Annotated in this window: 9 protein-coding genes and 1 pseudogene; all 10 read left to right on the forward strand. The window is 70.4% G+C overall.

The window, feature by feature from the left end; all coding sequences use genetic code 11:
- Positions 1 to 114: 114 nt before the first annotated feature.
- Complete coding sequence (locus OHA65_RS23200; RefSeq protein WP_405762369.1) at positions 115 to 1,452, forward strand: DUF6716 putative glycosyltransferase; 1,338 nt, start codon at positions 115 to 117, stop codon at positions 1,450 to 1,452.
- 56 nt (positions 1,453 to 1,508) lie between these two features.
- A pseudogene (locus tag OHA65_RS23205) lies at positions 1,509 to 2,237 on the forward strand (cytidylyltransferase domain-containing protein); the annotation flags it as partial.
- A 47-nt stretch (positions 2,238 to 2,284) separates the two neighbouring features.
- Positions 2,285 to 3,196 (forward strand): N-acetylneuraminate synthase family protein, encoded by a 912-nt coding sequence (locus tag OHA65_RS23210; RefSeq protein WP_327285041.1) that lies wholly within the window; start codon positions 2,285 to 2,287, stop codon positions 3,194 to 3,196.
- A gap of 70 nt (positions 3,197 to 3,266) precedes the next feature.
- The gene (locus OHA65_RS23215; protein WP_405762371.1) at positions 3,267 to 4,442 is read left to right on the forward strand and encodes a hypothetical protein; all 1,176 of its coding nucleotides are present in this window, start codon (positions 3,267 to 3,269) and stop codon (positions 4,440 to 4,442) included.
- A gap of 137 nt (positions 4,443 to 4,579) precedes the next feature.
- On the forward strand, positions 4,580 to 5,824 hold the full coding sequence (locus OHA65_RS23220; RefSeq protein ID WP_327285752.1) for an amidohydrolase: 1,245 nt from the start codon (positions 4,580 to 4,582) through the stop codon (positions 5,822 to 5,824).
- 218 nt (positions 5,825 to 6,042) lie between these two features.
- The gene (locus OHA65_RS23225) at positions 6,043 to 7,104 is read left to right on the forward strand and encodes a BMP family ABC transporter substrate-binding protein (protein ID WP_327285043.1); all 1,062 of its coding nucleotides are present in this window, start codon (positions 6,043 to 6,045) and stop codon (positions 7,102 to 7,104) included.
- Between the two features lie 96 nt (positions 7,105 to 7,200).
- Positions 7,201 to 8,982 (forward strand): ABC transporter ATP-binding protein, encoded by a 1,782-nt coding sequence (locus OHA65_RS23230; protein ID WP_327285044.1) that lies wholly within the window; start codon positions 7,201 to 7,203, stop codon positions 8,980 to 8,982.
- Entirely contained in the window at positions 8,979 to 10,094 is a 1,116-nt protein-coding gene (locus OHA65_RS23235; protein WP_327285045.1) for an ABC transporter permease, read from the forward strand. Before OHA65_RS23230 ends, OHA65_RS23235 begins: the two co-directional genes overlap by 4 nt.
- Positions 10,091 to 11,356 carry an ABC transporter permease gene (locus OHA65_RS23240; RefSeq protein ID WP_328763429.1) on the forward strand — a complete coding sequence of 422 codons (1,266 nt, stop codon included), beginning with the start codon at positions 10,091 to 10,093 and terminating at the stop codon, positions 11,354 to 11,356. Before OHA65_RS23235 ends, OHA65_RS23240 begins: the two co-directional genes overlap by 4 nt.
- Positions 11,353 to 11,742, forward strand: a complete 390-nt coding sequence (locus OHA65_RS23245; protein WP_328763430.1) for a cytidine deaminase — start codon at positions 11,353 to 11,355, stop codon at positions 11,740 to 11,742. Before OHA65_RS23240 ends, OHA65_RS23245 begins: the two co-directional genes overlap by 4 nt.
- Positions 11,743 to 11,811: the final 69 nt, after the last annotated feature.

The following is an 11,811-nucleotide window of genomic DNA, read 5'->3' on the forward strand; positions in this document are numbered from 1 at the left end:
GACGCGGGGCGGGCGCGTTAACCGGTACGGTTTCGCATTAAGTCGACGGGTTGTTAACCCGCTGTTGTGCGTTCGTTGGGCCGATCACCGAAATCGCGGAATAGCTTCTGCCGGGTGCCAGTCAGCAATCGCGCAGCATCTCGTACTCATCCGCGTACTGCCCTTCGCGTCGCCGTACTCGCCGATTCCGATACGCGCTGGAAATGGGGCGCACTCACCGCTCGCCGCCTCGCGACGCAGCCGCACCTCACCGGATACCTGCTCCGCGGCCGGGCCACCCCGACCGCGCGCCAGCTCGGCGAGGTCGGCGTGCAGGCCGACCGCCTCTCCGAGGTGACCTGCGCACAGTTCCTCGCGGAGATCGAGCGCGAACGGTACGACGTCGTCGTCCTCGCCCTCGTCGGCGGCGCAGTCCAGGCCGTCCTGCACGGGGTCCGCGCCCTGTGGCCCGAGCCGGCCGCCCGCCCCGTGCTCGTCACCGGGTACGTGGGCGTCGTATACGAGAAGCTCGCCGACGGGCTGCTGCTGCGGCACGGCGCCGACCTCGTCCTCGCCAACTCCCGACACGACGCGGGACGTTTCCGCGCGGTCTACGAGGGCGTCGGCGCCGACGCAGGCGCCGTCACGGAGACGGCGCTTCCGTTCCTGGACGGAGCGGCGTACGAGCGGGTCGGCGACCGCGCCCACACCGTGGTCTTCGCCGTCCAGCCGTCCGTCCCCGAAAGCCGCACCGACCGCGCCTACCTGCTGGAACGTGCCGCCCGGCACGCGCGACTGCACCCCGGGCGGGAGGTGCTGATCAAGCTGCGCAGCCGGCCCGGGGAGCACACCACGCACCTGGAGGAACAGCCCTACCAGCGGCTGGCCGAACGGATCCCCGGCGGACTGCCCGCCAATTGCCGGCTGGTGTACGGGAACATGGGCGAGGTCCTGGACGGCACGGACCTGCTGGTCACCGTCTCCTCCACGGCAGCGCTGGAGTCCCTGCACCGCGGCATCCCGACGGCCGTCCTCACCGACCTCGGCATCCGCGAGGTGCTCGGCAACCACCACTTCCTCGGCTCGGGCTGCCTGGCCTCCTGGGACCAGCTCGACGCCGGACTGCTGCCGCAGGGCGACCCGGACTGGCTGGCCGACCAGGGCGTGAGCGGCGCCGAGGACGCCTTCGCCGCCGCCCGCGCCCGGCTCGACGAACTGCTGGAGCGCGGAGTGCTCCCAGCCGTCGCCCCCCACTACACCCGGGTCACCGCCCCCGGGTACCTGCCCGGGATCCTGGCCCGGCACCACCTCGCCCCCGACGGGACCCAACTGCCCGCCGCCGTCCGCGAGGGCGGCGGCGAGTCCCGGCTGCGCCGCCGGCTGCGCGCGTACCTGCGCGACGCGGCCCGCGGGGCGTACCGGCACGGCGTGCAGCGCGTGGCCCCGATGATCCGCCGGATGGGCGAACTGTGAGCCCGGCCGCGAGCACCGCTGCGAGCACCACCGCGCGTCCCGCCGCGGACCCCGGCGTGGAGCCGGCCGCGCGTCCCGCCGCGCAGCCCGCCACGGGCACCGCCGGGCGGCCCCGGGTGCTGGCCGTGATCCCGGCCCGGGGCGGGTCCAAGGGAGTCCCGGGCAAGAACCTCGCCGAGGTGGCCGGAGTCCCCCTCGTCGTACGGGCCGTGGAGGCCTGCCGGGGCGCCGCCACCGTCACCGACGTCGTGGTCTCCACCGACGCCGGGCCCATCGCCGCCGCCGCCCGCACCGCCGGCGCCGACGCGATCCGGCGGCCCGCAGCCATCTCCGGGGACACCGCGAGCAGCGAAGCCGCCGTACTGCACGCGCTCGACGCCTTCGAGGAACTCCACTCCCTCACCGTGGACGTCGTCCTCCTCGTCCAGTGCACCAGCCCCTTCCTGACCTCCTCCGACGTCGAGTCGGTCGCCGCAGCCGTCGCCACCGGCGCGGCCGACTCGGCCCTGACCGTCGCCCCGTTCCACGGCTTCCTCTGGCGGGAGGCCGCCGACGGGGCCGCGGCCGGCGTCAACCACGACAAGGCCGTACGCCCCCGCCGGCAGGACCGCCCCCAGGACCTGCTGGAGACCGGCGCCGCCTACGCCATGGACGCAGGCGGGTTCCGCACCGCCCGGCACCGCTTCTTCGGGCGCACCCTCCCCGTCGCCACCGACCCCGCCCGGGTCCTGGAGATCGACGACCCGCACGACCTGGCCCGCGCCCGCGTCCTCGCCCCCCTGTTCACACCCCCTCCGCACCCCCACGCACCGAACGAAGGACCTCAGCTGCCATGACCGTCGCCACCCCCAACTCCCGCCTGCGCACCTTCGGCTCGCGCACCGCCGGCCCCGGCCGCCCGGTCTACGTCGTCGGCGAGATCGGCATCAACCACAACGGCGACCTCGGCAACGCGTTCGCCCTCATCGACGCCGCCGCCGAAGCGGGCTGCGACGCCGTGAAGTTCCAGAAGCGCACCCCGGAGATCTGCACCCCGCGCGACCAGTGGGACATCGAGCGCGACACGCCCTGGGGCCGGATGACGTACATCGACTACCGCCACCGCGTGGAGTTCGGCGAGGCCGAGTACCGCTCCATCGACGAGCACTGCGCCAAGCGCGGCATCGACTGGTTCGCCTCCCCGTGGGACACCGAGGCCGTCGCCTTCCTGGAAAAGTTCGACGTCCCCGCCCACAAGGTGGCCTCCGCCTCCCTCACCGACGACGAGCTGCTGCGCGCCCTGCGCGCCACCGGCCGCACCGTCGTCCTTTCCACCGGCATGTCCACCCCGAAGCAGATCCGCCACGCGGTGGAGGTGCTCGGCAGCGACAACATCCTCCTCTGCCACGCCACCTCCACGTACCCGGCCAAGGCCGAGGAGCTCAACCTGCGGGTGATCAACAGCCTCCAGGAGGAGTACCCGAACGTCCCGATCGGCTACTCCGGCCACGAGACCGGCCTGCAGACCACCCTCGCGGCCGTCGCCCTCGGCGCCACCTTCGTCGAGCGGCACATCACCCTCGACCGTGCCATGTGGGGCTCCGACCAGGCCGCCTCCGTGGAGCCCGGCGGCCTGACCCGTCTGGTCCGCGACATCCGCACCATCGAGACCGCCCTCGGCGACGGCGTCAAGCGCGTCTACGACTCCGAGCTCGGCCCCATGAAGAAGCTCCGCCGGGTCCAGGGCGAACTCGCCTCGGTCTGACCCGCAGCCCGTCCGGTACGACGCCCCACCCGGTACGACGCCCCGCCCCGCCCCTGACGAGGAGTACGTGGTGACCCCCTCAACCTCCATCCTGGCTTTCGTCGAGAGTCCGGTCCAGCTCCTGAACGTGCTGGAGTGGGCGCACGCCGAAGCCGCGTCCCCGCCGGGCGGCACCCCCCTGCTCGACGCCGTCCCCCGCCAACCGGGCCCCCTCGCCTCGCGCACCCCCGGCCCGTCACCGGCGGCGGACCGCGGCGGGGCGGCGTCCTGGCTGCGGATCGTCGTCCTGCCCCCCACCGACCCGATGTCCCGGGGCCAGCTGCGCCGGATGGCGGGGCTGGCCCGGGACGAGGGGTACGAGGTCGCCTGGCAGGAGGCCCGCGGCGGCCGCCTCGCCCCGCTCAAGGCGCTGGCCGCGCTGGCCCGCGACGTGCGCGCGGCCCGCCGGGTCGTCGTCGGCGACCCCTTCTCCCGGTACGTACAGCTGCTGCTGACCCTCGTACGGGCCGAGGAACTCGTGGTGGTCGACGACGGCACCGCCACCATGGAGTTCGTCGCCCAGACCGCCCGCGGCGAACGCCTCGTACGCTGGCACCGGGTCGGCGGCGGAGGCCTACCCGGCCGCCTCCGCGAGCTCGCGTACGCGCCGGTCTCGGCCACCGCCCGGCGCCGCTTCACCCCGGCCGCGGGCAAGGGGCGCCGCGTCGAGGTGTTCAGCTCGATGCCCGTCACCGTCCATGCCGCGATGACGCTGCGCGTCAACGAGTTCGCCTGGACCCGCTCCCGGTTCGGCCCGCCGCGCCTGACCAAGGGCACCGACCTGGTCGGCACCTCCCTCGTGGAGACCGGCGTGGTCGACCCGGCCCGCTACCTGGACGCCGTACGCGCCCTGACCCTGGAGCACGGCGCCACCCGCTACTTCGCGCACCGCCGGGAGTCCCCGGAAAAGCTGCGCCTGCTCAGCGGGGCGACCGGACTGGAGATCGTCCGCCCGGACCTGCCGCTGGAGCTGATCGCCCGGCGCGGGCCGGTCGGCCGAACGATCGTCAGCTTTCCGTCCACGGTCGTCCACACCCTGCCGTACGCGCTGGCCGGTACCGGTGTGACCGTCGCCGTATGCGATGTCGACCCGGCCTGGCTCACCGGCTCCGCCTCGCCGCGGGCGCGCAGCTTCCTCGCCGGGGTCACCGAGACCGCTCGTGATGTGCACAGACTCCCCGCCCAGACAGCCTCCGCGGCCGGATGAGCGCGCGAGTTTACCCCCGGGTGCATCCGGTCATGCGTCCAGAGGTCTGGTTTTTTTCCCCTAACGGCATGAACTTTTGGTGATCCCCGGCCAGTTGAGCCATTCGTGCGCCTACCCTTCAACGGGTGAACCAGTTGATGTCCCGCGAGTCCCAGACCGCCCTGCCCGGCACGCCCGACCGGCCCGAGCTGCCCGGCAAGCTTCCGGACCACCTGCGTGCCGAACTGATCGCCTTCCGCCGGGACTTGCACATGCACCCCGAGCTAGGACACCAGGAGTTCCGCACCACGGCGGCGATCAAGGCCCGGCTGGAGAAAGCGGGCCTACGCCCACGCGTGCTGAAGTCCGGAACCGGCCTGATCTGTGACGTGGGCACCTGGGACGGGGGCCGGCCGATGCTGGCCCTGCGCGCGGACATCGACGCCCTACCCATTCCGGACGCCAAGACCCACGTCGCGTACCGCTCGACCTTCCCCGACCGCGCCCACGCCTGCGGCCACGACGTGCACACCGCGGTCGTCCTCGGCGCCGGGCTGGTCCTCGCCGACCTCGACCGGCAGGGCCTGCTGCCCCGCCCGGTCCGGCTGCTGTTCCAGCCCGCGGAGGAGGTGCTCCCCGGCGGGGCCACCGACGCCATCGCCTCGGGAGTCCTGGACGGTGTGGGCCGCATCATCGCGGTGCACTGCGACCCGCGGGTCGACGCCGGGAAGATCGGACTGCGGACCGGAGCCATTACTTCTGCCTGTGACCGGCTGGAAATCGCTCTCGCCGGCCCCGGTGGGCACACCGCCCGGCCGCACCTGACCACCGATCTCGTGACCGCCGCCGCGCGGGTCGCCATCGACCTGCCGGCCGTCCTGTCCCGCCGGATGGACGCCCGCTCGGGCATGTCGATCACCTGGGGCCGGATCGAGGCCGGGCACGCCTGCAACGTGATCCCGATGCACGCCGAGCTGTCCGGAACGATTCGCTGTCTTGACATCAACGCGTGGCACGAAGCACCCGAGCAGATCCACGCCGCGATCGACGAGATCGCCGGAATGCACCGCGCCAAGTCGGAGATCACCTACGTGCGCGGCGTCCCGCCGGTCGTGAACGACCCGGTGGTCACCGAGCTGCTGCGCGAGTCGATGGCGGCCCGCCTCGGCAAGGAGTCGATCGAGGACACCGAGCAGAGCCTCGGCGGCGAGGACTTCTCCTGGTACCTGGAGCACGTGCCTGGAGCCATGGCCAGGCTCGGTGTGCACACCCCTGGCGCGAGCGCCAAGCGGGACCTGCACCGGGGCGACTTCGACGTCGACGAGTCCGCGATCGGGGTCGGCGTGGAGTTCTTCACGGCAGCCGCACTGCTCGACGGCCGTCGTTCGAGGCCGATCGGGTAAAAATTCTTACAACATCTGAGCGGTTCCTGTCACACCTGTCCAGCCCTTGGTAGACAAGGGCTGGACTCTTGGGGAGTTACCAAACGGTCACTGTCCGATTCACGACGATCCGATAACGACTCATGAACGGCCCTTTAACTGACATCTACGCGCGTTACGATCGCCGCGAAACCAGCGCCGGTCGTGGCGCTTCGGTCAGGTTTTGAAGGAGCCTCCCCTTGCGCCGGATCACCAGGATCGCCACCGTGGGCATCGCGTCCGCGGCGCTGGCCCTCTCGGCCACCGCCTGTGGCGGAAAGAAGTCGTCTGACACCTCCGCCTCCCCCTCGGAGTCGGGCGGTGCCAAGTCCGTTGCCCTCGCCTATGACATCGGCGGTCGCGGTGACCAGTCCTTCAACGACGCCGCGTACGCGGGTCTGGAGAAGGCCGCGAAGGAACTGAAGGTCAAGACCGCGGAGGCCGAGCCCACCGAGGGCGAGAGCGAGGCGGACAAGGTCCAGCGCCTCACCGAGCTCGCGCGCAAGGGCAACAACCCGGTCATCGGCGTCGGCTTCGCCTACGCCCCGGCCGTCAAGAAGGTCGCCGAGAAGTTCCCGAAGACCACCTTCGGCCTCATCGACGACACCTCGGTGACCGGTCCGAACATCGCGAACCTGGTCTTCAACGAGGAGCAGGGCTCGTACCTGGCCGGCGTCGCCGCCGCCAAGGCGTCCAAGACCGGCACGGTCGGCTTCATCGGCGGTGTCGAGGTCCCGCTGATCAAGAAGTTCGAGGCGGGCTTCACCCAGGGCGTCAAGGACACCAACCCGAACGCCAAGGTGCTGTCGGCCTACCTGTCCCAGCCGCCGGACTTCTCCGGTTTCGCCAAGCCCGACCTGGGCAAGGCCACCGCCAAGGGCCAGCTCGACAACGGCGCCGACGTGATCTACGCCGCCGCCGGTCTCGCCGGCACCGGCGCGATCGAGGCCACTGCCAACGCGGGCAAGTGGGCCATCGGTGTCGACTCGGACCAGTACAACCAGGCCGGTCTGTCGAAGTACAAGGACCACATCCTGACCTCGGTCACCAAGGACGTCGCCGACGCGGTCTTCAACGAGATCAAGTCGGTCGAGGACGGCAAGCCGGCGACCGGTGAGATCCGTTACGGCCTGGACAAGAACGGTGTCGGCCTGGCCGACTCCAACCCCGAGTACAAGAAGATGGCCGACGTCATCGCCGCGGTGGAGAAGGCGAAGGCCGACATCATCGCCAAGAAGATCAACGTCAAGACCGCCCCGTAAGGCCGTCCCTGACGTGAAGTAACGGTCTCGGGGTCTGGGAATGCGGTCTCTACCGCTCCCGGGCCCCGAACCGCGTCCGTGACGCTTGTGACCTGCATGGTCACAAGTTTTCACTTTCGACAGTGCTACGCGCGTAGAGGCATCGTGGACGCGATACCTTCTCTCCCCGCCCTGTCCCCCCGCCACAAGGCTTTCCAGCTCCTTCCGCGCCAAGGAGAGTGCGTCATCAACGCGTCCAGCCCCCCCGCCGTAGAACTGCACGGCATCACCAAGCGTTTCCCCGGCGTCGTCGCCAACAAGGACATCGCCATCACCGTCCGCAAGGGCACCGTCCACGCCCTGATCGGTGAGAACGGTGCCGGCAAGTCGACCCTGATGAAGATCCTCTACGGCATGCAGAAGCCGGACGAGGGCACCATTGCCATCGACGGGGAACAGGTCTCCTTCAGCAACCCCGGCGACGCCATCGCCCGCGGCATCGGCATGGTGCACCAGCACTTCATGCTCGCCGACAACCTCACCGTCCTGGAGAACGTGGTTCTCGGCAGCGAGAAGCTGTACGGCATCGGTGCCAAGGCCCGTAAGAAGATCCAGGAGATCTCGGACGCCTACGGCCTCGGCGTGCGCTCCGACGCGCTGGTCGAGGACCTCGGTGTCGCCGACCGGCAGCGCGTGGAGATCCTCAAGGTCCTCTACCGCGGTGCGCGCACCCTCATCCTCGACGAGCCCACCGCGGTGCTCGTGCCGCAGGAAGTGGACGCGCTCTTCGACAACCTGCGCGAGCTCAAGGCCGAGGGCCTGACCGTCATCTTCATCTCGCACAAGCTGGGCGAGGTGCTGAAGGTCGCCGACGACATCACCGTCATCCGCCGCGGCACCACGGTCGGTACCGCCGACCCGAAGACCGCCACCACCAAGCAGCTCGCCGAGCTGATGGTCGGCAGCGAGCTGCCCACGCCCGAGACCCGCGAGTCGACGGTCACGGACATTCCGATGCTGACCGTCAAGGGCCTGACCCTCGCCGCGTCCGACGCCGTCGTCGAGCCGGAGGCCATGGCCCCGACGGCCCCGGAGGACTCCTCCCTCCGCGAGCACGTCGAAACCGGCCGGCTCCTGCTCGACGACATCAGCTTCACCATCCACAAGGGCGAGATCCTCGGCATCGCGGGTGTCGAGGGCAACGGCCAGACGGAGCTCATCGAAGCCCTGATGGGCATGAACTCCGCCGACACGGGCGTGATCACCCTCGACGGCCGCGACATCACGAAGTCGCCGGTGCGCAAGCGCCGCGAGGGAGGCGTCGGGTACATCCCCGAGGACCGCCACCGCCACGCCCTGCTGTTGGATTCCCCGCTCTGGGAGAACCGCATCCTCGGCCACGTCACCGAGGCGCCCAACTCCAAGCGCGGCATCCTCGACCCCAAGGCCGCCCGCAAGGACACCGAGCGGATCGTGCGCGAGTACGACGTCCGCACCCCGGGCATCGACGTCACCGCGGCCTCGCTCTCCGGCGGCAACCAGCAGAAGCTGATCGTCGGCCGCGAGATGAGCCACGCCCCGAAGTTCCTCATCGCCGCCCACCCCACCCGCGGTGTGGACGTCGGTGCGCAGGCGCAGATCTGGGACGCGATCCGCGAGGCCCGTCGCGAGGGCCTGGCCGTGCTCCTGATCTCGGCCGACCTCGACGAGCTGATCGGCCTGTCCGACACCCTGCGCGTCATCTACCGCGGCCGCCTGGTCGCGGACGCCGACCCGGCCGCCGTCACGCCCGAGGAGCTCGGCACCGCCATGACGGGTGCCGCCCGCGGTCACCTGGAAGCCACCGACAACCCTTCCGCCGCTGCCGACGGTGACACGACGGAGGACGAGGCCCGATGAAGAAATTCGACAAGGACCGGCTGCTCCTGGCAGTCGCCGGCCCGGCGCTCGCACTGATCAGCGCCTTCGTACTGACCGTGATCGTGCTGGCGGCCTCGGGCGTCGACCCGATCGAACCGCTGCGCATCATGATCGACCAGGCTGGCTACGAGGACATCCAAGTCCTCATCGTCAACCAGGCGGGCATCTACTTCCTGGCAGCCCTGGCCGTGGCCATCGGCTTCCGGATGAACCTCTTCAACATCGGCGTGGACGGCCAGTACCGTCTCGCGGCGGTGATCTCCGCCGTGGTCGGTGCCTCGGTCTCGCTGCCCGGGCCGCTGCACATCCTGCTGATCGTGCTCGTCGCCATGGTCACCGGTGCCTTCTGGGCCGGCATCGCGGGCATCCTCAAGGCCAAGCGCGGGGTGAGCGAGGTCGTCTCCACGATCATGCTCAACGCCATCGCGACCTCCCTGATCGCCTGGCTGATCCTGCCGAAGAACCTCGGCGTCCAGCCGCCCGGATCGAACGACCTGACGACCGGCGACATCTCGGAGTCGGGCTGGTTCCCGGCCCTGTCCCTTCCCGGCGGCGATATCTACGGCTTCACCTTCGTGGCCTTCGCCCTCGGCATCGTCTACTGGTTCGTGCTCAACCGGACCCGCTTCGGCTTCGACCTGCGGGCCACCGGCGCCAGCGAGTCCGCCGCGCAGGCCTCCGGCGTGGACGCCAAGAAGATGATCATGACCGCGATGCTCATCTCGGGTGCGGTCGCCGGTCTGACCGGCATGCCGTTGCTGCTCGGCGAGTCCCACACGTACAACCTGTCCTTCCCCCTGGGCATCGGCTTCACCGGCATCACCGTCGCGCTGCTCGGCCGCAACAACCCGATCGGCATCCTCTTCTCCGCGTTCCTGCTCGCCTTCATCAAGCAGACGTCCGCCGGGCTCGACCAGAACGGCTACGCCCAGGAAATCGGCGTGATCATGCAGGGTCTGATCGTGATCGCGGTCGTCGTCAGCTACGAGCTCGTCCGCCGCTACGGCATCCGCCGTCAGCAGCAGAAGGTCGGCCAGGAACTGGCCGCCGGGCACGCCCTCAAGACCGACAACAAGGAGGTCGCGGCGTGAGCACCAGCACCGTCTCCGCGACGAGCGCCGCGCCCAAGAAGGGCGGCGGCCGCCGCAAGCTCACCCTGCCCTGGATCCTGCTGATCATCGCGGGCGGTCTCGTCCTGATCTCGCTGGTCCGGGTCATCTCCGGCGCCCAGGACCTGACCTCCGTCGGTCAGATCTCGGGCACGCTCCAGCTCGCCGTGCCGATCGCCCTCGCGGGCCTCGGCGGCCTGTGGTCCGAGCGTGCGGGCGTGGTCAACATCGGCCTCGAAGGCATGATGATCCTCGGCACCTGGTTCGGCGCCTGGGCCGGCTACCAGTGGGGTCCGTGGACCGGTGTCCTCGTGGGCATCATCGGCGGCGCCCTCGGCGGCCTGCTCCACGCGGTCATCACGGTGACGTTCAACGTCAACCACATCGTCTCCGGCGTGGCGGTCAACATCCTGGCCGTCGGCTTCACCCAGTACCTGTCGAACTTCACCTTCGACAAGGTCCCGGGCGGTTCTTCCAAGCAGTCCCCGCGCATCGACCCGATCACCGAGATCACCGTCCCAGGGCTCTCGGACTGGCTCGGCACGCTCCACGGCAAGCACTGGTTCCTGATCTCGGACCTCGCCGGAATCCTCGGCGGCCTGGTCACCAACCTGTCGCTGCTGACCGTCGTCGCGATCCTGCTGATCCCCGTAACCTGGTGGGTGCTGTGGCGCACCTCCTTCGGCCTGCGGCTGCGCTCCTGCGGTGAGAACCCGACCGCCGCCGAGTCCCTCGGCGTCAACGTCTACAAGTACAAGTACATCGCCGTGATCGTCTCCGGCGGAATGGCCGGCCTCGGCGGCGCGTTCCTCGCCATCGTCTCCACCGGCATCTACCAGGAGGGCCAGACCGGCGGCCGCGGCTACATCGGTCTCGCCGCCATGATCTTCGGCAACTGGATGCCGGGCGGAATGGCGCTGGGCTCGGGCCTCTTCGGCTTCACCTACAGCCTCCGGCTGCGCGGTGGCGCCGAGAACGTCCACGCGATGCTGCTGCTCATCGCGATCCTGCTCGCCGTGGTCGTCGTCTGGCAGCTGTACAAGCGCAAGCACTTCCAGGCCGCCGTCGCCGGTGTGTGCGCCGCCGGCCTGTTCGTCTGGTACGCGCTGACCGACTCGGTCCCGAGCCAGTTCGTCGACGCCGCCCCGTACGTCACGACGCTCCTGGTGCTCGCCCTGTCCTCGCAGCGCCTGCGGATGCCCAAGGCCGACGGCATGCCCTACCGCAAGGGCCAGGGCAAGTGACCGACGTGGACTGGGAAGCCCTGCGGGAGGCCGCCCGGGACGCCATGTCCAGGGCGTACGCCCCGTACTCGGGCTTCCCGGTCGGCGTCGCCGCCCGCGTCGACGACGGTCGCACCGTGGTCGGCTGCAACGTGGAGAACGCCAGCTACGGGCTCGGGCTGTGCGCCGAGTGCGGGCTGGTCTCCTCCCTCCAGGCCACCGGCGGCGGCCGCCTGACGCACTTCACCTGCGTCGACGGCAAGGGCGAGAAGCTCGTCCCGTGCGGGCGCTGCCGCCAGCTGCTGTTCGAGTTCGGTGGGCCGGAACTGCTGGTGGACACCCCGAACGGGATCCTTCCGCTGGCCGAGATGCTGCCGCAGGCCTTCGGGCCGGACCACCTGAGATAGCCGTGCCGACGGCCCTTCGCCCTGCCGGGCGAAGGGCCGTCGTACTTCTCCGGACCCCTCTCTTCACAC

It is taken from the genome of Streptomyces sp. NBC_00045 (assembly GCF_045041095.1).
Classification (GTDB): Bacteria; Actinomycetota; Actinomycetes; order Streptomycetales; family Streptomycetaceae; genus Streptomyces.

Excerpts from the sequence above, each read along its gene's own strand:
- OHA65_RS23230 (WP_327285044.1), top strand. The coding sequence starts at position 7,201 with ATGGTCACAAGTTTTCACTTTCGACAGTGCTACGCGCGTAGAGGCATC.
- OHA65_RS23220 (WP_327285752.1), top strand. The coding sequence starts at position 4,580 with ATGTCCCGCGAGTCCCAGACCGCCCTGCCCGGCACGCCCGACCGGCCC.
- OHA65_RS23210 (WP_327285041.1), top strand. The coding sequence starts at position 2,285 with ATGACCGTCGCCACCCCCAACTCCCGCCTGCGCACCTTCGGCTCGCGC.
- OHA65_RS23235 (WP_327285045.1), top strand. The coding sequence starts at position 8,979 with ATGAAGAAATTCGACAAGGACCGGCTGCTCCTGGCAGTCGCCGGCCCG.